The organism is Methanobacteriaceae archaeon, assembly GCA_013403005.1.
Taxonomy (GTDB): Archaea; Methanobacteriota; Methanobacteria; order Methanobacteriales; family Methanobacteriaceae; genus Methanobacterium.
The window spans coordinates 1-26,494 of record JACBOA010000008.1 but is presented as its reverse complement, the minus strand read 5'-3'; the positions used below and the strand labels follow the sequence as shown (position 1 = coordinate 26,494).

Annotated in this window: 21 protein-coding genes; 10 read left to right on the top strand and 11 right to left on the bottom strand. The window is 38.7% G+C overall.

Annotated elements, in window-relative coordinates:
• Positions 1 to 105 precede the first annotated feature (105 nt).
• The 9 genes from HVN35_07310 to HVN35_07270 form a co-directional block, all read right to left on the bottom strand.
• Complete coding sequence (locus tag HVN35_07310; GenBank protein ID NYB52346.1) at positions 106 to 1,155, bottom strand: transposase; 1,050 nt, start codon at positions 1,153 to 1,155, stop codon at positions 106 to 108.
• 319 nt (positions 1,156 to 1,474) lie between these two features.
• Positions 1,475 to 2,050 (bottom strand): acetate uptake transporter, encoded by a 576-nt coding sequence (locus HVN35_07305; protein ID NYB52345.1) that lies wholly within the window; start codon positions 2,048 to 2,050, stop codon positions 1,475 to 1,477.
• A gap of 77 nt (positions 2,051 to 2,127) precedes the next feature.
• Complete coding sequence (locus tag HVN35_07300) at positions 2,128 to 2,331, bottom strand: hypothetical protein (protein ID NYB52344.1); 204 nt, start codon at positions 2,329 to 2,331, stop codon at positions 2,128 to 2,130.
• 195 nt (positions 2,332 to 2,526) lie between these two features.
• Positions 2,527 to 4,431: an acetate--CoA ligase gene (gene acs, locus HVN35_07295; GenBank protein NYB52343.1), complete on the bottom strand. Its 1,905-nt coding sequence runs from the start codon at positions 4,429 to 4,431 to the stop codon at positions 2,527 to 2,529.
• Positions 4,432 to 4,591: 160 nt separating this feature from the next.
• Complete coding sequence (gene feoB / locus HVN35_07290) at positions 4,592 to 6,607, bottom strand: ferrous iron transport protein B (protein NYB52342.1); 2,016 nt, start codon at positions 6,605 to 6,607, stop codon at positions 4,592 to 4,594.
• Positions 6,600 to 7,367, bottom strand: a complete 768-nt coding sequence (locus tag HVN35_07285; protein NYB52341.1) for a metal-dependent transcriptional regulator — start codon at positions 7,365 to 7,367, stop codon at positions 6,600 to 6,602. The genes feoB and HVN35_07285 overlap by 8 nt, the downstream gene beginning before the upstream one ends.
• 180 nt (positions 7,368 to 7,547) lie before the next feature.
• Positions 7,548 to 9,179: a TCP-1/cpn60 chaperonin family protein gene (locus HVN35_07280; GenBank protein NYB52340.1), complete on the bottom strand. Its 1,632-nt coding sequence runs from the start codon at positions 9,177 to 9,179 to the stop codon at positions 7,548 to 7,550.
• 277 nt (positions 9,180 to 9,456) lie between these two features.
• Entirely contained in the window at positions 9,457 to 10,287 is an 831-nt protein-coding gene (locus tag HVN35_07275) for a transposase (GenBank protein NYB52339.1), read from the bottom strand.
• A gap of 387 nt (positions 10,288 to 10,674) precedes the next feature.
• Positions 10,675 to 11,130, bottom strand: coding sequence for a hypothetical protein (locus HVN35_07270; GenBank protein NYB52338.1), 456 nt, complete (start codon positions 11,128 to 11,130; stop codon positions 10,675 to 10,677).
• Positions 11,131 to 11,685: 555 nt separating this feature from the next.
• Between HVN35_07270 and HVN35_07265 the strand changes: the two genes are divergently transcribed.
• From HVN35_07265 to HVN35_07240, 6 genes are all read left to right on the top strand, one after another.
• Entirely contained in the window at positions 11,686 to 12,696 is a 1,011-nt protein-coding gene (locus tag HVN35_07265; protein NYB52337.1) for an N-acetyl-gamma-glutamyl-phosphate reductase, read from the top strand.
• Between the two features lie 280 nt (positions 12,697 to 12,976).
• Entirely contained in the window at positions 12,977 to 13,471 is a 495-nt protein-coding gene (locus HVN35_07260) for an NAD(P)H-dependent oxidoreductase (GenBank protein ID NYB52336.1), read from the top strand.
• 73 nt (positions 13,472 to 13,544) lie between these two features.
• Positions 13,545 to 14,384, top strand: a complete 840-nt coding sequence (locus tag HVN35_07255; GenBank protein ID NYB52335.1) for a protein translocase subunit SecF — start codon at positions 13,545 to 13,547, stop codon at positions 14,382 to 14,384.
• Positions 14,381 to 15,592 (top strand): preprotein translocase subunit SecD, encoded by a 1,212-nt coding sequence (locus tag HVN35_07250; GenBank protein ID NYB52334.1) that lies wholly within the window; start codon positions 14,381 to 14,383, stop codon positions 15,590 to 15,592. Before HVN35_07255 ends, HVN35_07250 begins: the two co-directional genes overlap by 4 nt.
• 265 nt (positions 15,593 to 15,857) lie before the next feature.
• Entirely contained in the window at positions 15,858 to 16,331 is a 474-nt protein-coding gene (locus HVN35_07245) for an aspartate carbamoyltransferase regulatory subunit (protein ID NYB52333.1), read from the top strand.
• A 277-nt stretch (positions 16,332 to 16,608) separates the two neighbouring features.
• Positions 16,609 to 17,019: a YjbQ family protein gene (locus HVN35_07240; protein ID NYB52332.1), complete on the top strand. Its 411-nt coding sequence runs from the start codon at positions 16,609 to 16,611 to the stop codon at positions 17,017 to 17,019.
• 179 nt (positions 17,020 to 17,198) lie between these two features.
• Here HVN35_07240 and HVN35_07235 read toward each other — a convergent pair whose 3' ends face one another.
• Together HVN35_07235 and HVN35_07230 are read right to left on the bottom strand one after the other, a co-directional pair.
• A complete protein-coding gene (locus tag HVN35_07235; GenBank protein NYB52331.1) occupies positions 17,199 to 18,866 on the bottom strand; it encodes a phenylalanine--tRNA ligase subunit beta in 1,668 nt (555 codons plus the stop codon).
• A gap of 150 nt (positions 18,867 to 19,016) precedes the next feature.
• Positions 19,017 to 19,373 carry a hypothetical protein gene (locus tag HVN35_07230; protein NYB52330.1) on the bottom strand — a complete coding sequence of 119 codons (357 nt, stop codon included), beginning with the start codon at positions 19,371 to 19,373 and terminating at the stop codon, positions 19,017 to 19,019.
• Positions 19,374 to 19,655: 282 nt separating this feature from the next.
• Between HVN35_07230 and HVN35_07225 the strand changes: the two genes are divergently transcribed.
• The 4 genes from HVN35_07225 (at position 19,656) to HVN35_07210 (ending at position 25,972) form a co-directional block, all read left to right on the top strand.
• Complete coding sequence (locus HVN35_07225) at positions 19,656 to 22,385, top strand: valine--tRNA ligase (protein ID NYB52329.1); 2,730 nt, start codon at positions 19,656 to 19,658, stop codon at positions 22,383 to 22,385.
• Positions 22,386 to 22,659: 274 nt separating this feature from the next.
• Entirely contained in the window at positions 22,660 to 24,048 is a 1,389-nt protein-coding gene (gene aroA / locus HVN35_07220) for a 3-phosphoshikimate 1-carboxyvinyltransferase (protein ID NYB52328.1), read from the top strand.
• 758 nt (positions 24,049 to 24,806) lie between these two features.
• Positions 24,807 to 25,274 carry a GTP-binding protein gene (locus tag HVN35_07215; protein ID NYB52327.1) on the top strand — a complete coding sequence of 156 codons (468 nt, stop codon included), beginning with the start codon at positions 24,807 to 24,809 and terminating at the stop codon, positions 25,272 to 25,274.
• Positions 25,271 to 25,972 carry an endonuclease III gene (locus HVN35_07210; protein ID NYB52326.1) on the top strand — a complete coding sequence of 234 codons (702 nt, stop codon included), beginning with the start codon at positions 25,271 to 25,273 and terminating at the stop codon, positions 25,970 to 25,972. Before HVN35_07215 ends, HVN35_07210 begins: the two co-directional genes overlap by 4 nt.
• The last annotated feature ends 522 nt before the right edge of the window (positions 25,973 to 26,494 follow it).

The window sequence follows — 26,494 nt, the reverse complement described above, 5'->3', positions numbered from 1 at the left end:
AGTATTGTTATATTAGTACAACAAATAAAATTAATAATTATATATCACCTAATTGGAGGTCTATCTAATATTATATGAATATATGAATTATAGGGTGTTAGATTTTTACATTTCAGCGAGCCGTTGTAGTTGCTTGTTATCTGGTTTTAGTTTGGATACTATTAAGGCTGCTAAAAGTACACTTAAATATGTCGTTTTTGCTACTGATTTGTATGTATAAGATGGTACTTGTTCATAACCGACTCCATTCTTGAAGAATTTGATAAAAGCTTCAATTTTGCTTCGTATGGACTTTAAATAGTCCCATTTGTCGTATAATTTACTTAATTTAGTCACTAGACGTCTGTATAATGTTTTTAATGGAGTTTCCACACAGCATAACTCTAATGGGTAGTTAAATTGGCTGAAAACTCTGTCTTTTCGTGTATTTTTCTTTGGTCGGATTAAAGGAACGATTTTATAGTCCATTAATCCAGACCCATAGTTTTTGAAGCTGAAATAGCCTTTATCAGCTAGCACTAAGTCTCCTTTTTTTAGTATTCTTCTTCTTTTCAGGTCTTCTAGGATTTCTAGATAAATTTGGCTGTCGTGAACTGCACCGGGGTGGAATAGCATGGCTAATGGTTGGCAAGTGTCGTAATCCATGGCTATTGTTAATTTTCCTCCAATAAATTTCTTTTTGGAGCTAGAAAAGCCAAATTCATAGCCATTTTCTTCTAAAGTTCGATCATCATAATACCTTTTTTCAAGATTTATTCTAAAACGGATATCCGTTGAATCAATGATTATCTTCCTATTTCCCCTCACATCCTTTTTAAATTCTTTATTTAAACGTTTCAAAACAAATTCAAGTACTTGGCAGTCGTCAAAGCGTGAGAAAACCTCTGAAAGTTCTAAATAATCTAAAGTCGATTTGAACCTGAATGCTTTTCTCAACTCTTCACTGTTATTTAACTCATCTACAACATATTTAATATCAATTCCATAAAACATGGCAATTAATCTAATTTTTATGGCACTTAACACCTTATTAACTGGTTTCATACCATTTCGACTTAATTCCTGCCGAGTTTCTCTAGAGTCGATATCTATAAATATTACGTCCAACAAGTTACATTTAGGGTTTTTTATATCGTGAACTAATGGCATTTTCATTTTATTCACCAAAAGTACTATGTAAAAGCCATTATTTAAGTTTTTCGATATAAAAACCTTTAAAATTAATATAAAAAGATTTGGAAATGTACTTTTATAAACCAACTATAATACACGCAAATTTAAGCAAAAAAATCAGTTAAAAATGCCTAGATTATCACATTAAATCTAACACCCTATATGAATTAAATTAAAATATTAGATTTATGCAAAAAATTTGAAAATAAGAAAAATAGACTTCCTCCAGGTGACCAGAGGAAGTTTTATTATTTAAATAGCGCTTTCGGAGGCGGGAAGCTATTTAAATAAATCTGATTTGTTAGGTGGGTAACATATCCCGGCCATAGGTTTCGTTTAAAACTTGTGCCAGACCCACGTAAACTGCTGCAAATCCTGTGAATATTCCTTCATAACCGGCGATTAAGGTTATGGTGGCGTTACCAGTTACATCACCTAATGCCAGTAGGAAGAAGAGGATTGCCAGTGCTCCGAAGATAACCTGTAGTCCTCGACTAAGTTTCAAAGTTCCAAAGAACATCACTAGGGTAAATAATCCCCACATAAAAAGATATGCTGCAAGTGATAGTTTATCCGGAGCTGCTGCCAGATTCAGTTTAGGAAGTACCAGTAATAGGACGAAACTCCACCAGAATAGACCATAGGACCCGAAAGCCACTGTTCCAAATGTGTTTCCTTTCTTGTACTCCATGGCACATGCCATAATCTGGGCGATTCCCCCATAGGCTATTCCCATTGCCAGAATCATACTGTTAATGGGAAAAAGTCCAGCATTATGCAAATTCAATAACACCGTGGTCAAACCGAAACCCAGCAATCCTAAAGGAGCTGGGTTTGCAGTTAGATCTTTTATTGCAATGGTTTTTTCGGTTTCCATTGTAAAATCCCCCTACTTGTTCCTTTATATTCTGTACCTCTCTATTTTTTTGAAGATTTTCACATATTCTCATGGGATTATTTAGACATTTGCCAGGACATTCTATTCCTGCGTATGCTGTAAACCTCGCGCTGGTACATTTTCTCCATCATATTAAATGAGAGTTCATTTAATATCTCTTCTTTCTCTTGCATGCAGTATCCACTATAACTTGGCGCATTACAATTAGCATTGGAATTATAAGGTTCTTTATAACCTCTGTATCTAGTTATTCGGGGCATGAAACCACCATTTTTTTCATCATATATTCATAAATCTCTTTTTAATCTCGATTTTCTCTATTTTCTCCTATTATTATTTAATAATAGATTAAATCACATTTGACTATGAATCAAATTTTCACTTTTTAAATGTTCACTTTAGACTAATCATAAATTATTCCTCCATTGAGGTATTTCTCAATATTATTGGAGGTTTTACTCCTCCAATGTTGAGGTGTCTCCCAGGTCTTCTCCTTCTTCCTGGGCGCGTAAAATCCTACGCATGATTTTACCACTTCGGGTTTTGGGAAGTTTATCCACTTGTACAATCTCTCCCAGTACTGCTACAGGTCCCAGTTCATATCTGACGTGTTTTTTTAGGTCTTCAATGAGTTGTGTTTTAAGTTCATAACCTTCCCGGAGGATAATGAATGCTTTAATAACTTCTCCCTTAATGGGATCTGATTTTCCTATAACTGCTGCTTCAGCCACTGCAGGGTGGGCCACAAAGGCTGATTCTACTTCTGCTGATCCTATGCGGTGACCTGCTATTTTCAATACATCATCGCTTCTTCCCTGGATCCAGAAGTACCCGTCTTCATCTTTGCGGGCCATGTCACCTGCCCGGTATATGCATCCTGGATATTCTTTCCAGTAAACATCAAGGAATCTTTCTTCATCCTTATAGAGTGTTCGGAACATGGCAGGCCATGGTTTTTTAATGACCAGGTATCCTCCTTTTCCCATGGGAACCGGGTTGCCTTCGGCATCTACCACATCAGCATCAATTCCGGGTAGTGGCCGGGTGGCTGAGCCTGGTTTAAGTGGTGAAACTGGCAGTGGTGATATAAGGTGCATGCCTGTTTCGGTTTGCCACCAGGTATCCATGATGGGACATTTTTCTTTACCCACATTTTTGTAATACCACATCCAAGCTTCGGGATTTATTGGTTCTCCCACTGTTCCCAGAATACGAAGGGAGTCCAAGTTGTACAAGTTGGTGTATCTGGTTCCGAATCGCATTAAGTGTCGGATGGCAGTAGGTGCAGTGTAGAATTTGGTTACACCATATTTTTCCACAATCTTCCACCACACCCCTGGGTCTGGGTAGTCTGGTGCTCCTTCATATACCACAGTGGTGGTTCCCAGGAGTAGTGGTCCGTAGATCACATAGCTGTGTCCGGTGATCCAGCCAATATCCCCTGTACACCACCAGAGATCATCATCATGGATGTCAAACACTTGGCGAAGTGTGGTGGCTGTTCCCACCATATAACCAGCAACTGTGTGCAGAACTCCTTTGGGCTTACCTGTGCTTCCAGATGTGTAAAGGATAAAGAGTGGATCCTCAGCATCCATGGGTTCCGGCTTGCAATGGGAGGGTTCACCTTCCACCAGCCGATCAAAGAAGATTTCTCTTCCAGATAGTTCTGATATTTCTATGGGTGTGCCGGTGTGGTTTACCACCACAATAGTTTCCACTGTGGGGCACTGCAGTATGGCTTCATCAGCAATGGACTTTAGGTTAATAATTTTCCCTCTTCTGTAGGTCCCATCAGCTGTGAAGAGTACTTTGGCTTTAGCATCGTTTATACGATCCACAAAGGCTCCAACACTTAGTCCTGAATAAACCACACTGTGTATGGCTCCGATTTTGGTACAGGCCAGTAATGCAATCAACAGCTCAGGACACATGGGCATGTAGGTGGAAACTGTGTCCCCTTTTTTAACTCCCAGGTTTTTAAGGGCGTTTGCCAGTTTATTTACCTGCACGTATAATTCATAGAAAGTTATCTTTTCTTCTTCACCGCGCTCATTTATGTAGAGAATCGCTACCTGGTTTCTTTTCTCGGTTTTAATCCACCGGTCCACAGCATTGTAAGCTAAATTGATCTTTCCGTTTACAAACCATTTGAAAAAGGGTTTATTGGAATCATCCAGAACTTTATCCCATTTCTGGAACCATTCGAACTGTTCAGCTTTCTCTGACCAGTATTTTTCAATATCTTTACCTTTCTCGATTTCCTCTTCCCAATCTTTTACATGGGCCATTTGTTTGATTTCTTCGCTTGGTTTGAAAACTCTTCTCTCATCCAAGAGGACTGTGGTATCACGTACCATTCTTCTCCCGCCATTATCTGCTTTTAAATCAGTTTTTTAATTCTGATGGTTAGTAAGTTGTTCTTACTATATATATTTTACTATTATTAATCATGATAAATTATGATTAATCATTATAAATTAGATGGATTATGATTACATAATGCTTGGATTATAAAATCTATAAGAAAAGAGATAAGAGGTGTGCTACAATACCTCCCACCAAAAAAGCAGTGATTAAATTAGCTGCGGATATAATGCTTGCTGACTTGATTCCAAATTCCCTGATTAATATGCTTATAGTAGATAGGCATGGCAAGTAGAGCATCCCTACCAAAGCCAGAACAATGAATTGCTGGGAACTAAGAGCAAGGGATAGATCAGTCCCCACAAACGATACCAAAGTTAGTAATACAAATTCTTTACGTACAACACCCACAATTAGGAGTATTCCTGCAAATGCAGGGAGCATTAACCACCCAACTGTCAGAGGAGTCATGAAATCACTTATAGGTCCAAGAACTCCCAGCACATAGAATAACTGGATTAATGCACTTCCTGCTATGAAAATGGGGAATACCAGATAAGTAAGGGATTTTGTACGGTTCCAGGTCTGTTTTAAAATGACATTTGATGAAGGAATTCTCAAAGAGTGCATTTCCATGATAAGACTGGTGGACTCTCCAGGCATGGCCTTAAGGGCAATTTTACCCATGATAAATATTATCATTAAATCCAAAATGTAAAGTGCCAGGGCCCACCATATGCTTACAAAAATGGCCACTAAACTGAGTATGATTATGGTCCGTGCGGCGCAGGGAGCAAAAGTAATTGCAAATGCTGCTAAAAGTCTTTCTCGCCGCGTTTCCAATATTCTTGTGCTGTCAATGGCTGGGACACTACACCCGTATCCCAAGATAAGTGGTATGAGAGCTTTACCATGCAAACCTATTTTTTGCATAAAACTATCCATCATAAATGCCACTCTGGTTAAAAGTCCTGAGTTCTCAATATAAGCCAGTAGAATATAAAATGGGATCACAAAGGGAACAATAAGTGTTAAACCTGCCACAAAACCTCCAAATGCACCATTCCATAACACTGCAATTGCAGGACCTGATAAGGCTGGATCAACGGGTTGGAAGAAATTCAGAGCATCAGTAATAAGTCCTGATATAAAATTACCCACCAGAAAAGTCCAGACTAACAATGCAATTATTACCAGAGCTGATGTGAAATAACCGTACACTGGGTGAATTAATACTTTATCCAGTTTCTCAGATAAGGTCATTTTGAATTTAGTCTGTTTCTGAGCCCCAGCAGCGAACTTATTTGCCAGAACGTATCGTTCCGAGGCAATGATGGCAAAAGAGGGCTCATCATGAATCTTTTCCAGTTCGAGTGCCAGGTGATTGGAGTACTGTATTGCCCGAACAGATTCCGCAAGCACCATTTTATTAATTTCCGGATCATTTTCTAGGAGTTTGATGGCAACCCACCGGGCAGGATAGCCAATGTCTATATTTTCAGATAACAGAAAGGTAGAAAGCTCTTTAATGGCTTTTTCAACTTCACCACCATATTCTAAAACCTTATCTGGTTTTTTATAATTTTTAGCTACCTTAACTGCTTCATCCACCAGTTTAGATAAACCTTCACCAGTGACTGCCACCGTGGCTACTACAGGAACTCCCAGAGCTTTTTCTAATTTTTTAATGTCAATTTCATATCCTTTTTGTCGGGCAATGTCCATCTGATTGACACAAATTACCATGGGCACTTCCATTTCCATCAATTGCAGAGTGAAAAATAAATTTCGCTCCAAGACTGAGGCATCTAAAACATTGATTACAACATGAGGGTTATCAAAAGCTATGTATTCTCTGGATACGATTTCCTCCATGGAGAAGGTTGAAAAGGAGTATATTCCAGGAAGGTCGATTATATGGATTTTCTGACCATGATGCAGGAGATTTCCTTGGGCAAGTTTCACTGTTTTACCGGGCCAGTTTCCAACCACCTGGTCAGAACCAGTTAAATAATTAAAAATAACACTTTTACCCACGTTGGCATTTCCTGCCAGAGCTATGTTTAAATCATAGGGAGAAGAATCCTTTGAAGGGGTTTTTTCAGAACCTATTTTTGAAAGTTTCTTCTCATATTCTTCTTTTTCTATACAACTGGGCAGCCTAACCATATGATAGTGCTCCTTGGGTGTGAGGCGTGTGATCCTTGATGACTTCTACAAATACGTTACGGGCAATAGATCTCCCCAATGCAAGTCTGGATCCCCTAACCAGAACTTCCACTGGTCCTTTGAATGGTGCCACTTCCAGAATACATATTTCAACACCTATGGTGATACCCATATCCATTAATCTACGGATAACCTTATAATCCCCCCTGATAAAAGAAACTTTGCCTATTTCCGATTTTTTCATGCTGGTAAGAGCAACTAAATTTTTATCCCGTTTTCCAACTTCATTTACTTCTTCTAACCTGCGTTTTCGGCATTCCTCACAGGTTTCAAATTTAAAGTCACAGACTGGTATCAATTCCCCATCATCAGGACATTCATCAGGCTGATCTAATAGCTGGCATATCGCCCGTTCAGCATCATCTGAAAGCGAGTGTTCCATTTCACAAGCCTGTTCATGTATCTTATCCATTTTTATGTGAAGTATATCGTGCAGGAATCGTTCCAGAAGACGGTGCTTTCGGGTTACCTTTGAGGCAATGGTGTATCCTTCCTCAGTGAGTGTAACTCCCTTGTAAGGAGAATGATGAACATAACCAGCCTTTTCTAGTTTTTTTAACATCTGTGTAACGCTTGCCGGGGCTATGTTTAGTTTTTTAGAAATTTTAGTAGTCTTCACCGGTCTTTCTTCCAGTGAAAGTTTATAGAGAACCTCCAGATATTCCTCTGCATTTGCACTCACGGTTTTCTCAGATGTCATTTAAGCTCACCTAAAAATAGTGGGTTGAATTAGTATATAAAAATTAGGTTTACCTAATATAATTTTGATATAGTTTCTATAATTTAATCGAGACTAAAACAATGCATTAATAAAAAAATCTAAAAAAATGAGTAAATATTATTAAAAAGAATAAAAATAGGGATGTTAGTCCAATGGGACTTACATTGGTGGCATTCCACCGGGCATTCCGCCCATGCCTTCCATTCCACCCATGTCAGGTTCGCTTGGGCCTGAGGAAGCTATCATATCATCGATACGGAGGATCATCTCTGCTGCTTCAGCTGCAGATTGAATGGCCTGTTTTTTTACTCGATGAGGTTCAATGACCTTTGCTTCCTTCATATCAGTTACATCACCCTTAAAGACATCTAATCCCATGTATGGATTATTTTCATGGGCTGCTCTTAGATCCACCAGTGCATCGATCTGGTCCAGTCCTGCGTTTTCTGCTAGGGTTTTGGGTACAACTTCCAGGGCTTCGGCAAATGCTGCTACTGCCAGCTGTTCTCTGCCACTTATGGTGTCCGCGTATTCTTTTAATCCTTTGGCTATGGCTATTTCTGGTGCTCCGCCTCCAGCTACCACTTTTCCATCTTCCAATGTGGCTGAAACCACTCCAATAGCATCTTCCACTGCCCTTTCTATTTCTTCAGCTACGTGTCTGGTACTTCCCCGGAGTATGAGGGATACTGCCTTTGGTTCAACACATTCTTCCACGAAGATTAGTACTTCATCGAAGATCTTCTTCTCATAGACTTTACCAGCCTTTCCCAGGTCTTCTGATGTCAAATCTTCAATGTTGGTTACCAGCTGACCGCCAGTTGCTTTACCTAAGCGTTCCATGTCAGATTTTCTCACCCTTTTAACAGCCAAGATTCCTTCCCTGGCCAGCAGGTGCTGTGCCAGATCATCAATTCCTTTCTGACAGAATAACACGTTGGCTCCAGTGTCCACGATTTTATCAACCATGTCCTTGATCATCTGTTCTTCCTGTTCTATGAAAGCCTGCATCTGGGCCGGGTCAGTGAGTTTGATTTTAGCATCAGTTTCCAAGTCTTTGACTTCTATAGGATATTTGAGTAGAGCTATTCTAGCATCTTCTATTGTTTTCGGCATTGAATTGTCTGCTCTACTTTTGTCAATTACCACCCCATTAACAATTGTTGAGTCGTTAATGGTAGCACCTTGTATCCTGTGGATGTTTATATGATCCTGGTCTACTTTTCCATCCTCTTCCACTTGCATAACTGCACTTACTACCAGATCTGCCAGTGGTTCACGTGCTTTTTCAGTTCCTTTACCAGTCATGGCAGTCATAGCCACCATTTTGAGAGTTTCGCTGTCATTAGCATCAATGGCAATTTCGTTTAAGATTTCCTGTGCTTTGGCTGCGGCTCGGCGGTATCCCATTACCAAGGTGGTGGGGTGTATTTCCTGGTCCAGGAGGTCTTCGGCTTTTTTGAGGAGTTCTCCAGCTATGATAACTGCAGTGGTGGTTCCATCTCCCACTTCATCTTCCTGGGTTTTAGCAACTTCCACCAGCATTTTAGCTGCAGGGTGTTCGATGTCCATTTCCCTGAGGATGGTTACACCATCGTTAGTAACTACGATATCTCCCATACTGTCTACCAGCATCTTGTCCATTCCCTTGGGTCCAAGAGTGGTTCTGATTGTTTCTGCGAGAACTTTTCCAGCCATAATGTTCACTCTCTGAGCGTCTCTTCCTAAAACTCGAGAAGAACCTTCAGGCATTATAATAATAGGTTGTCCTTGTCCACCTAATTGTGCCACAATATCATCTCCATATTTTTTTCTCAATTGGTAATTTATCACTGGGTTAGAGGTTATATAAATATGTTGCGCATTGGCAGACATGTTCAAGTTGAAATTAGTTTTAGTATAAAAGACATTAATTCCGTAATATGGAGTAAATTCTCATTTATCATATCTCAAAGACATAACCTGCTAGGATAGGAAATGATCTGTGTAATATTTCTATAATTGTCGGCATGCTTAGGATTTAAACAAAAATTTATAAAAACATTATAATACATAGGGTGTTAGATTTTTACATTTCAGCGAGCCGTTGTAGTTGCTTGTTATCTGGTTTTAGTTTGGATACTATTAAGGCTGCTAAAAGTACACTTAAATATGTCGTTTTTGCTACTGATTTGTATGTATAAGATGGTACTTGTTCATAACCGACTCCATTCTTGAAGAATTTGATAAAAGCTTCAATTTTGCTTCGTATGGACTTTAAATAGTCCCATTTGTCGTATAATTTACTTAATTTAGTCACTAGACGTCTGTATAATGTTTTTAATGGAGTTTCCACACAGCATAACTCTAATGGGTAGTTAAATTGGCTGAAAACTCTGTCTTTTCGTGTATTTTTCTTTGGTCGGATTAAAGGAACGATTTTATAGTCCATTAATCCAGACCCATAGTTTTTGAAGCTGAAATAGCCTTTATCAGCTAGCACTAAGTCTCCTTTTTTTAGTATTCTTCTTCTTTTCAGGTCTTCTAGGATTTCTAGATAAATTTGGCTGTCGTGAACTGCACCGGGGTGGAATAGCATGGCTAATGGTTGGCAAGTGTCGTAATCCATGGCTATTGTTAATTTTCCTCCAATAAATTTCTTTTTGGAGCTAGAAAAGCCAAATTCATAGCCATTTTCTTCTAAAGTTCGATCATCATAATACCTTTTTTCAAGATTTATTCTAAAACGGATATCCGTTGAATCAATGATTATCTTCCTATTTCCCCTCACATCCTTTTTAAATTCTTTATTTAAACGTTTCAAAACAAATTCAAGTACTTGGCAGTCGTCAAAGCGTGAGAAAACCTCTGAAAGTTCTAAATAATCTAAAGTCGATTTGAACCTGAATGCTTTTCTCAAATCTTCACTGTTATTTAACTCATTAACAACATATTTAATATAATTCCATAAAACATGGCGATTAATCTAATTTTTATAGCATCTAACGTTTTATTAACTGGTTTCATTCCATTTCGACTTAATTCCTGCCGAGTTTCTCTAGAGTCGATATCTATAAATATTACGTCTAACAAGTTACATTTAGGGTTTTTTATATCGTGAACTAATGGCATTTTCATTTTAATCACTAAAAATACTATGTAAAAGCCATTATTTAAGTTTTTCGATATAAAAACCCTTTAAAATTAATATAACAAGATTTTGAAATGTACTTTTATAAACCAACTATAATACACACAAATTTAAGCAAAACAATCAGTTAAAATTGCCCAGATTTTCACATTAAATCTAACACCCTATAAGATTAATTTTAGTGGCAGGATCCTTTATGATCCGATCCACCTGGGTTACCACTTTCGCTCCCTGAGGAACCTTTATATAGTTGGCCCCCATTACCACTTGAGATGCACTCTGGGGTGGGACCTGAACATCAGCAAAATAACTATCATTTTCAGTGCTATTGTTTCCCATAGGATTGCTGCTACCATGATCAAGGAAAGCCAAAGCTAATCCAACCACAATAAACAATAACACCAGAGAAACCCCAGCAAAGAGCATTTTATTCCTACTGAGCTTATATCCAAAGGCTCTGAAATTTAAGCCAGATGATGATGGTTTTGATGAATTTAAATCCTTTACATACTGCAGTTTACCACCACATGAACAAACTGAAAAATCAGAAGGCAACTCACCTGGTTTCAATCTGTATTTTGAATGACACTTTTCACAAACTAGATATCCCATGCCCCTCACCCGTAAAAAAAATGCTCTATTCATCATAAAACTTTTTTTATCATATAAAAAATGAACCTATTTTCAAACAGTGGGGTGTATCAAAGCTCGGTGTAAAAATAGATGAATTGGTGATTTCATTGACGATTTCAATGGTATTTTATAATCACTTTTAAACATTTTATGCTAAATTCAATTAGTTTGGCGCTTTTTATTGCATTTTTAAAAGTTTTGATCTGACATTAGTCTTAAACTTACAATATCCTAAGTCATTTAAATAACTTCCTATAGTTTTAAAGAATTACCGAAATTTAAAACTAGTAGTGATCTAATTAGTCAAACGTTAAATAGTGCTATTACATAAGTATTGCATAAGTATTACATTTTTATCAGAAGTAAATAGAAGTTTAAAGGCCAATATCAACTGTTTTAAATAACTTAAAATTTTAAAAGGTTACATACAAGTGTCTTGAATTCTTCCTAAATGTTTTTATTTACTTCCCAAAACTAAGTTTTACTATAAAATATTATAATAGTCATCCCAACAAAGGAATGTATGTGAGACTTATGTTAGAAGTAGCGATTATTGGAGCCAGTGGTTATACAGGAGGAGAACTACTAAGGTTCCTCGAGACACATGAAGAAGTTGAAGTAGTAGCAGCCACTTCCCGGCAGTACGCTGACACACCCGTGCAAAGGGTCCACCCCCATCTACAGGATGTTGATTTGAATTTCGAAAACAGAACACCCGGTGATTTGGATGTTGATCTGGTGTTCACTGCCACCCCTCACGGAGCTTCCATGAAAATTGTCCCTGAATTGGTTGAAAGAGGAGTTAAAGTGGTTGATTTAAGCGGTGACTACCGTTTCGATGATATTGAAGTATACGAAAAGTGGTATGGTCTTAAACATACAGGACCATTGGATGCAGTCTATGGTATGCCTGAAATGTATCGAAATGAGATAAAAAAAGCTAATCTGGTTGCTAACCCTGGATGCTATCCCACCGGAGCCATCCTTGCCAGTATCCCCCTGGTGAAAGAAAAACTGGTAGAAACTATAGTTGCTGACTCTAAAAGCGGGGTTAGTGGTGCTGGAATAAACCCCACCCCTGCAACCCATTATCCCAACATAAGTGACAATATAGTACCCTACGCTGTCACCAACCACCGTCACATGCCCGAAATTCAGGAAAAACTGGGAAAGTATGCTGATGTTCGGGTTTCCTTCACCCCACATCTGGTACCGGTTATCAGAGGGATTTTAACCACCATTCATTGCTTCCCCAAGAAAGAAATTAGTTCCGAAGATGTGCTACATAGTTATCAGGACCACTACCGTGATGAACCATTTGTCCGGGTTCTGGATGCGGGGGAAATGCCACGTTTAAGTGCTGTGCGAGGATCCAACTTCTGCCATATTGGTTGCTTTGAAATCGATGAAAATGGACGGTTAGTTGTTGTTTCTGCAATTGATAACCTGGTTAAAGGTGCTTCAGGTGCAGCAGTGGCCAATATGAACATCATGTGTGGTTTCCCAGAAACAATGTCCCTGGAAGCTTGTGGATTGCACCCCTAAATAAGCCTAACCTAAAGGGGACAATTCACATTCCTTTCAATTATTTTTTTAGAAAAATCTTAAACATTTAAACATAACCTTAACCATTTTCACATATAATTTATCACATAATTAATAATAATTTCAATAAAAAATTTCCAATAAAAAACTGAATACCATCCATCTCACTTAATAAGGGATGAATGAAAATGGCATTAATTATTTAACCAAGTTCATTAAAACCATTACAAATAATAAAATATAACAGTTAAAAATTAACCTGATTATTTTGAGGTAAATAATGAAAACAATGATTCTGTTTTACTCAAGAACCAGGAAAACCGCCCTGGTAGCCAGGACATTAGCCCAGGAAGTCAATGCAGATTATATTGAAATCACAGATCTCAATGCAAGAGATGGTGCATTGAATTATCTTAAAGCTTCAGTGGATGCCTTTCGTGAAAATAAAACTTTGATAAAACCTGAAACTGTTGACCTCACAGATTACGATTTGGTATATGTGGGTAGCCCCACCTGGGCCAGTAAACCAGCACCAGCAATCATAACCCTCATTGACCAGTGCAACTTCCAAGGTAAAGATGTTATCCTGTTTGCCACTATGGGGAGTTCCGGTGGTCAGAAGGTAATTGAGAGGATGAGAGAGAAAATAGAACCCCGTGGTGGGCGTATGATTAAATCCTTCCTGGTTAAAACTGGTAATAAAAAAACAGATCAATTAATTGAAGAGGTTAAAAGAATTGTAACAGAAGAAGACCTCCCTTTATACGGGATTTGAAATTTAAATTCCATATTATAATCATAATCCAATTTTTAATAATAGGAAATAACAGGAAACTCTGGTGATTAGATTGTTAAAGTTAGAACAGTTTCTGGAATCATACAAACCACTCATCGCCATTCCAGTGGTGATCACCATTATCGCCCTCTTAATAACCGCCACCATAGGCCTTGAACAGGGTATTGAGCTTAAAGGTGGTACCGTGGCTGTGGTGGATCTGCAAAAACCCATTAGTCAAAGTGATTTGCAATCATTGATTAGTAAGGGGCTTAACAAATCTCAGGTTGATGTTACAATTAGTAACAATCAGGCCACTGTGGAGATAGTTGGAGATACAGACGTGGTAAAACTAGCATCAGTACTGAAGGGAACCGGGAATATAACCAGTTACCGCTCTGTGGGTCCGGTTCTGGGTAAAGAATCAATGACCCAGGTTTACTATGCACTGGCATTTGCTTTCATCTTTATGAGCATTACTGTGTTTATTATATTCCGTAATTTTGTGCCCAGCATGGCAGTTATTCTTGCAGCCCTTTCTGATATCATCATTGCCATTGGAGGAATGAGCCTCTTTGGCATACCCCTTTCCGTTGCCTCGGTGGGTGCTTTACTCATGCTTATTGGTTACAGTGTAGACACGGATATACTGCTTACCACCCGGGTTCTGAAAAGAACCGAAGGTAGCGTGACTGAAAGAGCTATTGATGCCATGAAAACAGGTCTGACCATGGCTGCAGCAGCTATTGGTTCTATGGCTGCCTTATATGTGGTTACAATTTTCTTAATACCTGCTGCCTCAACCCTGGCTAACATTGCTGCGGTGCTGATAATAGGACTTGTAGCAGATGTTCTGGCCACCTGGCTCATGAACCTTGGAATCCTTAGATGGTACATGGAGGCAAGAAAATGAGATACGAAGAACTTCTCAAAGATAAACGAGTTTTACTACTTATCTTGCTGGTAATTGGAAGTATAGCAGCAATATCTGCCTTCGGAATACAAGAAGGTTTAGATCTAAAGGGTGGTTCCGTGATTCAGATACAGCTGGAACAACCAGTGGACTCAGCCACCATGAGCACGGTTACCGCAGTTCTGGATAAAAGGTTGAACATTTTCGGTGTGAAAGATGTTAAAGTCTATCCCAGTGGAAATCAGAATGTGATTGTGGAAATTGCTGGAGTTCAACCCGATGATGTGGCCAAAATCGTGGGAACCAATGGTAAATTCGAAGCCAAAATTAACAACAAGACCGCTCTGGTGGGTTCTGATATCACCAATGTACAACCATATCAGGTTATGGGAACCCAATGGCAAGTTCCGTTTAAGGTTTCACTGGAGGGTGCTAACCGTTTTGCCCAAGTAGCTAAGGGACAGGCAGGGGTGCCTGTGGAGATGTACCTTGATGATGAGTTAATCACTTCTCCAGAGCTTTCTGCTGAACTGGCTAATGGACAGCCATCCACTGAGGTAATGATCAGTGGTGGGGAAGCTACTAAGGAAGAGGCACAGAAAGAGGCAAAAAGTATTCAAACATTACTCCAGTCTGGTGCTCTCCCAGTTAAGGTTAAAATAGTGGGTGTGAGCAGTGTTTCTGCAGAACTAGGAGATCAGTTTAAAAATGGAGCGCTAATAGCAGGAGTTCTTGCCTTGCTGGTAATCTCGGCCATCATAATGATCAGATATCGTCGGCCTATACTGGTTATTCCCATTATGTTAACCACCATAGCTGAACTTATTCTGATTCTAGGTGCTGCAGCTGTAATCCACTGGAACATTGACCTGGCAGCCATTGCAGGTATACTGGCAGCTATTGGTACTGGAGTTGATGATCAGATCATAATCACTGATGAAGTGCTTAAAGGATTCCGTGAGAAGAAAAGAATCTCTGGAGTCCGCACACAGATAAAAAAGGCGTTTTTCATCATATTCGCAGCTGCCGGAACCCTTATAGCTGCCATGCTACCACTGGCCTACATAGGTTTCAGTCGTGGTGCTACTGGAATAGGTGTTCTCTCTGGTTTCGCATTCACCACTGTTCTGGGAGTTCTAATTGGAATATTTTTAACCAGACCAGTGTATGCAAAGTTCATAGAACTAACTCTGGACCCTAAAAAATAAATTAATAAATTTTTTTCTTCTTTACTAATTTTTTTTATTAGAAAAGTATTAATTAATTCAAAAAATCTATTTTAAATTATTTAAGATGCTTTTAAATGTTAGAAACTGTTTGCATGTAAGAATTCAATATAAAATCAATTTTATGGTGTTTAAAATTTTCATAAATCCACTTTCACATGCCTGGGGATAATCTTATAAAATATTATTTGAATAGTAATCATTAGAATATTTGAATATAATCATTAGAATTAGCAAAGGGTGTATCATGAAAACTCCTCGAGAATTGAAGGTAAAACCCATTAAAAATGGTACAGTGATCGACCACATAAGTGCTAATAACGCCCTTAAGGTCCTTAAAATTCTGGGCCTTCCCAGTTCGAAAACTTCGGTTACCCTGGCTATGAATGTGCAATCAAGTCAGATGGGAAGTAAGGACATTGTTAAAATTGAAGGAAGGGAACTTGCATCGCGTGAAGTGGATGAAATTGCACTTATAGCACCCCACGCCACCATTAATATTATCAGAGATTATGAAATTGTTGCCAAAGGTAAAGTCAATCTTTTAGATGAAATTAAGAATATTCTAACTTGCTCCAATCCCAACTGTATCACTAACACTGAGGAGCCGGTTAACACCCGTTTCACCGTACTTGATAACGACCCCTTAATACTTCGTTGCCACTACTGTGAAAGGATTATGGATCAAAGCGAAGTTGAAACACAATTCCTGGTCTTTTAGAAAAAATTATTATATTATTACTTATCAGTACCTCTATAGTACCTTCATAATATTAGAAACATTATTAGAATATTCGATCAAATTATCAGATTCAATTATTTAACATCAATTATTTAACAATTAATTAAAAAAAATCGATTAAAACAATTATATGGTAATGATAAGATGTCTAAATTGTAACCATGGCAATTATGGAATTTTTATGGAATTCAAGCGTTTATGGGATTAATTGCTCAAATCCAAAATCACTAATCTTTAATAAGGGGGTGAATGTTTATTGAAAACTATCCGCGAAATAATTGAAATTAGAACTTCAGAAAGGGTGGAAATACAGGATATAACCCGTGAAGTGGAGGGCGTTTTAACACGTAGTGGTATTAAAGAGGGACTGTTAAATGTATACAGTCGTCACTCAACATCTGGAGTGGCTATAAACGAGAATGAATCTGGTTTAATCTCTGATTTTAAATTAGCATTACAGAAACTTGTTCCCCAGAATGCAGGCTACCAGCATGACCGTATTGATAACAATGCAGATAGTCATATCCGTGGATTCTTAATTGGAGGTAGCGAAACAATACCTATTGAGAATGGTAGGTTGATGCTGGGCACCTGGCAGAGCATATTCTTTGTTGAACTGGACGGACCAAGGCATCGGAAGTTAACAGTAACCATAATGGGAGAATAAACATAAAATAATTAATTTATTCCTTTTTAATTTATTCCTTTTAAAATTTTTTAATTATTGTTAAATGCTCTTTAAATATTTTTAAACCTTTTTTAATTCATTTTGAGTGCTTTCAAATCATTATAACCCTCAGATCATATAGTTATTAAAGCCCTCTTAAATAGTTTTTGAAATTTTTTTTAAAAATGTTTAAACTCAACTTCTAGAGCTATAACTGGGTATTCAAGCTGGAAATTAGTTATTACTTCGGGATTCATCTCTCCAAAGTATCCTTCTACCATTACTCTAGATGTTCCTTTTTTTAAACCTTTCAACTGGGCACATCTTCCTTTGATGAAACTAGGATGATCCAAATCTTCTAGTTGCATTTCCAGGCCAAGATTTCTTATAAATGAGTCACTGATGGATTTTATCTCGGTGAAGTTTGCTTGGGAGTGGGTGACCATGGCTGCCATCTTTTTAACCCCCACTGTCATGGTTTCTTTCTCACTATCCAGAAAGACTGTCTCTCCAACTTCAAAAATCTTCTGAGGGAGTTCTTCGTGTTTGTTATCTTCTAAAAATTCTAGTAAGCCATTAAGAAGACTCTGCCTTATCATGGTTCGGTCCTGGCTGATGGGCTGGGCCACTTCTACCCTTTCTGTTTCTCTGAGTTTCATTTTATGGTAATGACTCTCTTCATTGGTGAGCATTAAACTCATGACCTCAGAAAATGATAAACCATTCATGATCTCCCGCACGTTCTGATCGAAATCCTGATAAGGGTCTTCCCGGCCCACAGTAGCCACACGTGGGAGTTCTGGTTCTATTTTCCTGAAGCAATAACCAATAGCCACATTTTCGATGAGGTCAACCTCATGGAGTATGTCCACCCGGTAAGGTGGAATTTTAACCTTAATCCTATCCTCATCAATGATCTCAGCACTGAGACGCACCTTTTCCAGGGCTTCAACCACATTTTGAGGAGTTAAAGAGAGTCCTGTGATTTTTTCTGTATTTTTAACCCTAAGAACTTTTTCTTTTGGTGTTAGGTCTGGTCTGGTGAATGTTTCATCTGGGTAGATGTTTTCCATGGTCTGGATTTGGGCTCCTGCTTCTGCGAAGCTAGTGGCTATAATGTTTAATGTGCGCTCCACAGCCTGTTTTTCTGTTCCAGTAACGTCGATAAATAGATTTTTAGTGTCTGCAGTGAGTTTTGTGAGTTCTCCATTGATTATTGGTGGCATTGAAAGAATTTGATCCTCTGAATCCATGATCAAAGGATATTTGTTATATTGGTCTAACAAATGTGCGTATGCTTTTCCTTTCTTGTGTTCTGTGAGTATCTCTCTGAGGGTCATCTCTTCATCCATTTCCAGGGGTTTGAAGGATGTTTCATCTGGATCGGCAGCCAGATAACGGAAAGGTCCTTTCAATACATCCAGGTTATGGATACCTATGGCTACTTTTTTCCTGTCCCTGCCCATAACCCAGTGTAAGTCTTCCTGGAAGTCCATGACCTGTACTAATTTATCTTCAGTAAGTTGAACATCTAAAACCAGACAACAGGCAGTGTAAGGCCGGATATCTTTTAGTTCAGGGTCAATAGTGATGCTAGTGTGGGATGGTTCCAGATGATATTGTGGGATACCTACTTCTATTCCCAGAAAACCTTTGATGGTTCGAGCCACTCCCTCCACACTGAGGAAATCTGGACGGTTAGGGAAGAATTCTACCTTCACTTGTTCATCATCATAATCCTCAATATCACTACTGATCATAGGAAGTAGGTCTATGAGTTCATCCTTGTCAATTGGTTGTTTTAATAAATCTTCCAAGTCTTTATAGGTGAATTTTATTACAGGCATAAACTTTCCTCATTTAATTGTCTTTTAGAAGGATTATATTAACTTTTATAACTCAAGTTGTAAGAACCTAAATGGAACTTAACTTAAAACCCCTATCTAAGGATCATCACCATTACTGTTTTTAATAACACAAAATTGAATGTTATTGATTCAAACACCCAGTATCATAATGAAAAACAGTGATTCAACTGTGAAGTGTAGTGCACGGTGCTGTAACCAGTTCATCTCCAGCCCAACCGCTTCATGGTACAGATCGATTACTAAATGGATTGCAGCAGCTAGGATTCCAATTTCCAGAGAGAGGAATAGAATTGAAAGTAATATGAAGTGGAATATGGCTTCCAAGAGTTCATGAACTATCCACATGGTAATAGTGGATCCTACAATCTTTTTGATTAATCCAGCCAGTAGTACGTAGAAGTCGAAAAACAGCTTCCAGAATATTTGACCATGTACTTCATCACTTATGGCCAAGATTACAGCAATGTAAAACCACAGCATTTCCATTTGTTATCACCGTTGCCTAACATAATAATGGTGGCTATAACTTGTTTGGGACAAAGTTATTTTTCCTAGTTTTTTTAACGTAACTTTATACCATAATTTGACTATACCTTAAACTATTTCTCAGTTTAAAATATAATACATTGCCTAATAAACTTACAAAATACTTAACTTGAAAGCATATATATTTTAATTTGTATCAATCTAGTTTAATTAATACTAATTTAGCTATCAATGGCTGATTTTAGATTTTATAAAGATTTCCATTTTAGAGGAGTACTAGATATGAAAGAAATTGAGGTTCCCAAGGATTACCATCACCAAAAAGAGACTGAATGGCTGGAAACCTGGCAAAAGAACGACCTTTACCGGTTTAACAAAGATGATAAACGACCCCGTTACATTATAGACACACCACCACCATACCCTACCGGTTCAATTCACATAGGCCACGTACTAAACTGGTTATACATGGATCTATTAGCCAGATGGAAACGTATGCAGGGATATTCAGTTCTTTTCCCCCAGGGATGGGATTGTCATGGCCTACCCACCGAGGTCAAGGTGGAAGAAATCCATGGTATTAAAAAAAATGATGTTCCCAGGGAAGAATTCCGGCAGATGTGCATTGAATTAACTGGTGAGAATATTAAAGGTATGAAGACTCAGATGCAACGCATGGGTTATTCCCAGGACTGGACACAGGAATATGTGACCATGACCCCTGAGTACAAGGAGAAAACCCAGAAGAGTTTCCTGAAGATGTACCATGAGGGCCTTATCTACCGGGCAGTGCACCCGGTGAACTGGTGTCCCCGCTGTGAAACTGCCATCGCTTTTGCAGAAGTTGAGTACCAGGAAAATGAAACATACCTGAACTACCTCCTATTTCCTGATGCTTCCGGTGAATCTGGTGTACGTATTGCCACCACCCGGCCAGAATTACTTGCAGCATGTGTAGCAGTAGTGGTCCACCCTGAAGATGAACGCTACCAGCACCTTACTGGGAAAAAAGTTCAGCTTCCATTGTTCAACCGGGAAGTGGAAATCATCACTGATGAAGAAGTTGATCCAGAGTTTGGTACCGGTGCAGTTATGATCTGTACCTTCGGGGATAAGACTGATGTAACTTGGGTTAACCGTTACGACCTGGAGATTATTGAAGCCATTAATGAACAGGGAATAATGCAGGATGTCTGCGGAAAGTACAGTGGACTCACTCTCAAGGAATGTAAAGAAGCCATTGTGAAGGACCTTGAAACGGAAGGATTCCTCATCAAAAAAGAAAAAGTGGATCAGAATGTGGGGCAGTGCTGGAGGTGCAAAACACCCATCGAGATTCTGGTTAAAAAACAGTGGTTCGTGGCAGTTAAAGAACTGAACAGTCAGATAGTTGAAGCAGCTCAAAGCATGGAATGGATGCCTGAACACATGAAAACACGTCTTTTAAACTGGACAGGCAGCATGGACTGGGACTGGTGCATTAGCAGACAGCGAATTTTTGCCACCCCCATACCAGTATGGTACTGTAACGAGTGCGGAGAGGTAATTTTACCTTCCGAGGATGAACTTCCCATTGATCCCACCCAAAGTAAACCCAATAAACCCTGCAGTTGCGGATGTGAAGATTTTACGGCTGAAGAAGATGTTTTAGACACTTGGATGGACAGTTCCATCACCCCACTGGTTATAGCTGGCTGGCCATCCCCCCAATACAAGGAACTATTCCCTTCAAGCATCCGACAGCAGGGACACGATATAATACGTACCTGGGCCTTTTACACCATACTCCGAAGTCTGGCCATTACTGGAGAAGCACCATTTGACAGTGTGGTGGTAAATGGTATGGTATTCGGGGAAGATGGTCATAAGATGAGTAAATCCCGGGGAAATGTTATCAAACCAGAAGAGGTGGTGGAAAAATACGGTGCTGATGCCCTACGTTTATGGGCATCCAACAGTGTGCCTGGATCTGATGTACCCTTTGCCTGGAAGGATGTGCAGCACGGATACAAATTCCTCAGGAAATTCTGGAATGCATTCCGCTTCGTTAACTTGCACCTTAAAAACTATGATAAAAACATAGATGAAGCTAAATTAATACCCGCCTTAAAGCCACTGGACAAATGGATATTATCGGGATTGAACCAGTTGGTAGGACAGGTTACCCAGTCCATGGAGGAATATAACTTTGCAAAGGCCCGTAACAGCATCCAAGCTTATATATGGCATGATTTCTGTGATGATTACATTGAAGCAGTCAAATACAGACTTTACACCGATGATGAAGGAGAATCAAAACAGGCCGCACTTTACACCTTAAACACGGTTATCTCCACATGCTTAAGGCTCATGGCACCATTCACTCCCTACTTTACTGAGGAAATTCATTACTACCTGGAAGGATCAGAAAGTGCTGAAAGTGGAACTGGAAATGAAACTGGAATTGATCCCAGGGATGGGGAAGGAACATTCAATAGTATTCACACCCAAAGCTGGCCTGAAGTTAACCCCAGCCTGGTGGATGAATCTGCTGATGATGCTGGTAGAGTGGGAGTAGAAGTAATCAGCCAACTCAGACGCTTCAAAGCCAGTAGTAAAATGCCATTAAACACTCCACTAAAATCAGCCACCATATATGCTGGTTCTAAAGATACGTACGAACAGCTAGAAATCCTCAAGGAAGATGTTAAAGGCACCATGCGTATACAAGACCTTAGTATTCAGGAAGGGAAACCCCATGTTCGTGAAAAAGTGGTGGAAATCACTCCCAGGATGGATAAAATCGGACCAGAGTTCAAGGGTCAAGCACCAGTAATTGTAAAGTATCTGCAGTCAAATGATCCTCAAATGATAGCAGAAACACTTGAAAAAAATGGTTTCATTGACATAGAAGGATCAAAGGTTACCCTAGACCATGTTTCCTACAGTAAAGAGTTAGTGGGAAAAATGGGAGAAAAAGTTGAATTAATCCTCATGGAGGAACTGGATCTGGTGGTGGAAGTTGTTATTTAACTTTCATTTTAAAATAGAGCTCTAATTGGCATTTTCTAAAAACTAGTGAGCTAAATTGTAAGTTGAATATATCATCCATTTGCTAGATGAAAAATTTGAAACTTTAATAAAAGGACTTTAATAAAAAATCTAATTGCGTTCTGTGGAAGTGTAATTTAGGAAAAAAACTTCAAATACTGGGAATTAAAATTTATGAATACCACTATTAATAGTTCAGAATATAGTTCAGTTATATTAATGCTAAGGGATTAATGCTAAGGAAATGGTGATTTTGGTGGAGCTTAAAGTTGAACAGGCAGGAAAGATCAAAGGAGTGGTTAAGGCACCACCTTCTAAAAGTTACACCCACAGGGCGCTTTTACTAGCGTGCCTGGCTGAGGGAAAATCTGAACTCTACGATCCTCTCTACTCTGCCGACACCATAGCCACACTTGAAGCCTGTCAGTCTCTGGGAGCAGAAATAGAGATTTTTGACGAGGTTTGCATAGTAAAAGGTACTGCAGGGAATCTGAAAACACCAGATGATGTTCTGGATCTTAAAAACAGTGGAACCACACTGCGCTTCTTGACTACCATGGCCAGTCTGACACCTGGTTACACAGTATTAACTGGTGATGGTTCTCTGCGAAGCCGGCCCATGCAGGATTTGCTGGATGCCCTTAGAAAATTAAGAGTTAATGCTCATTCTACCAGGAACAATGGTTTACCACCTATCATCATTGAAAGTGGGTTTCCTGGTGGAGAAAGCCAGATTAAAGGTGATGTTAGTTCTCAGTACATTTCATCCATTTTACTCTCTGCTCCCTATGCCCAGAGTCCAGTGGATTTAGAGGTGGTGGGTGAATTTAAAAGCCAGCCCTATGTGAAGATGACACTGGATATAATGGAAAAGTTCGGGGTTCAAGTACAGCAAACACAAATGAATCATTTCCACGTGGAAAGGCAAATTTATCATGCCCAGAACTACACCGTCGAAGGAGATTATTCCTCTGCATCCTACCTTATCGGAGCAGCCGCTATCCTCGACGGAGAAGTTACGGTGAAGAACTTATTTTCTGATTCGAAACAGGGAGATAAGGTAATACTGGACATTGTAGAAAAAATGGGTGCTAAAATTAAGGTTATGAAGGACCAAGTTGTAGTTCATGGTCCTGGGAATGATTTTAAATCAGGGAACAACTCGAAAATTGCTGATTATCCAGGAATTGAAGATAAGGGTGGGAGTGAAGATCATGGGGGGAGAAAATCTCAGGATGGTGAACTATACACTGGATCTCTTAAGGCCATTGACGTGAACTTGGAAAACACACCCGATCTTCTGCCCACAGTTGCATCCCTGGCTGCTGTGGCTCAAGGAACCTCTCACATAACCGGAGTGGAACATGCGCGTTTCAAGGAAACTGACCGAGTGCACACCATGGCACTGGAACTAGCCAAACTTGGAGTTAAACTCATAGAAGAAAAAGATGGCCTCACTATCCAGGGAGGTGCCAGGGGAGGTGTGGTAGATAGCCATGGCGACCACCGCCTAGTAATGGCCCTTAGCCTGGTGGGGCTGGTTACTGGAGGAGTGCGCATAAGAAACTCTGAAGTCCATCAAGTCTCCTTCCCTAACTTTCCTCAGATTATGAAAAGTCTGGGATGCCCTATTGAGATTTTATAGGATTTAAGGCTTTAATATTGTTCATATTTTTCTCAGATTCCATTAAATTTTAACCCCTATTCTTTTCCCATACACTTTCTTATTTTAAAAAAATCGAATTCATTTATTTTGTTTTGATTTTGTTTTTGGTCTTTATTGAATAAATATAAGGGTTTTTAGAATAATTATAAAGTTTTTGGTCTTTTTAAAAGTCTTTCTAAATCGAAATTTCATTTTTTCGATTCATATGTAATCATTAGTCCTATTTTTAATTTTCTGGTGTTTTGAGTCCATTATATTGATTAGGATTTGGCGCAGCCCCTGAAATTAAGAAGTTCACGAAAAAATTTAGTTTTTTACATGAAGGGAAAGTCTAAATGATTAGGAAAATCTTACTGATTAGGAAAAATATCATTCGAACCGTTTATAGAACTTCAATTAGTATCTTGGGTTGAATATGAAGTGATGAATTAATAGAGAATTTAACAGATAAGTGTAGGCATAATTAGATGATGAAAAATACCCTAATAAAGAAATAGTTATATATAAGCCATGATTAATAGCATAAATAGTTATGAGTTAATCTGATAGGTTTGAGCTATGCATATACTTGAATATTTTTCTGGTGGGTTTGGACAGGCCACTGGTTTGGAGAGACATCTAATTAATCATAAGTGGAACAATAGAAGAAGGGTTAAAAAATACCTAAGAGGAACTACGAGGAGAATGCAGGGATAATTGATAGGGGATAATTTAAAGTTACATGTGCAGGTGGCTATATGAAAAATAACAAGGAAACAAAAATCGTGGTAATGGGCGCTCATAACTCAGGGAAGACCACCACTCTGGAGCAGATATGTCATAACCGGGCTAAAGTAGAATATAACGGCACCACAACTGCCCTGGATTATGGGAGCACCATGATCGGAGGGGAAAAGGTCCATTTCTTTGGCACCCCTGGTCAGGAACGCTTCAAGTTCATGCGCAGGATTCTGTCTGAAGGTTTGGATGGTGCCATACTGGTGGTTGATAACAGTAACGGAATCACACCCACTGATCAAGAAATTTTAGAACGCCTGGAACAATATAAGATCCCTTATGTGGTTTTTGCCAATAAACAGGATTTGAACTCCGGTAGATTAGAAATAAATTCTGATGCACCTATAATTCCCACCATAGCCCATGAAGGGGAAGGAATACACCATGGTCTGGAATTACTAATGGAAATGGTCAAGCTGGGGCGATGATTATCAAAAAACCTGAAAAAGCAGCCCAAAGAAAAACTTTTAAGGATCATTATAAGAGAAAATCACTAGTCAAAGTGGAAGAACGTATCGACCTGATTATAGACCACTTGCAACAGTTATATGACTTGAGAGTCTTTGAAGATGGTGATCCCTACCGAGTGCTTATTAGAACCATTCTCTCCCAGCGAACTCGGGATGATAACACGGACCGTGCAACCAGTCAGCTTTTTTCCAAATATCATACCCTAGAAGACATCGCCAATGCGGATCCTCTCCTATTAGAACCTTTAATTCGTCCTGCTGGTTTTTATCATGTTAAAGCCAAACGCATTGTAGATGTATCACGTAAAATCCGGGATGAATTCAAAGGAAAAGTCCCAGATAATATGAAAGAACTGCTTGAACTTCCAGGTGTGGGACGCAAGACAGCTAACTGTGTTCTGGTTTATGGATTTCAAATACCAGCCATTCCCGTGGATGTTCATGTGCACCGTATCAGTAATCGACTGGGCCTGGTTGATACTAAAACTCCTGAAGAAACCGAGAAAGAACTCACAAAACTTATTCCAAAGGATTACTGGATTGAACTGAATGATTTAATGGTGCAGTTTGGACAGACAATCTGCCGACCTCAATCCCCTCGTCATGAAGAATGTCCACTTAAGCAACTGTGCGATTTCTACTTAAACTTGGAATAATTACTCTGAAATAGGATTTTTAACTCGTGGTAGATTAACTCATGATAGAGCTAATCAAGAAAAGAATAAACAGTTTTAATTTAACCAAAAAGAATTAATTAATTTTTTAATGTTTTAGAATAATCTGATTTTTAGATTAATCTGATAAAACGTTTTTTAAGCTTTTTGATAGAATACTTCCTTTGATATAGCCTTTTCATATAAGATATAGTTGCAGCTTTTTTACTTACTACCATTTATTCTGAATTTATAGCTCTAAATATCATTAGCTTAAATCAATTAATATCTTATGCAATTAATATCTTTATATAATCTATTTACAGTAATCTAGGGACATAATTAACTATTTTGAGGAGGATAAATGAATTTATAGAAGATTATAATCTATAATGGTTATTGCTTGAATATAACACTATTAACCAGATCCCATAAACTACTGGCCCCATTGAACACAAATTATTTACATAGTGAAGTAATACAATGTTATAATAAATTCTGTAAAGTAGGAGATATGTAATGTAA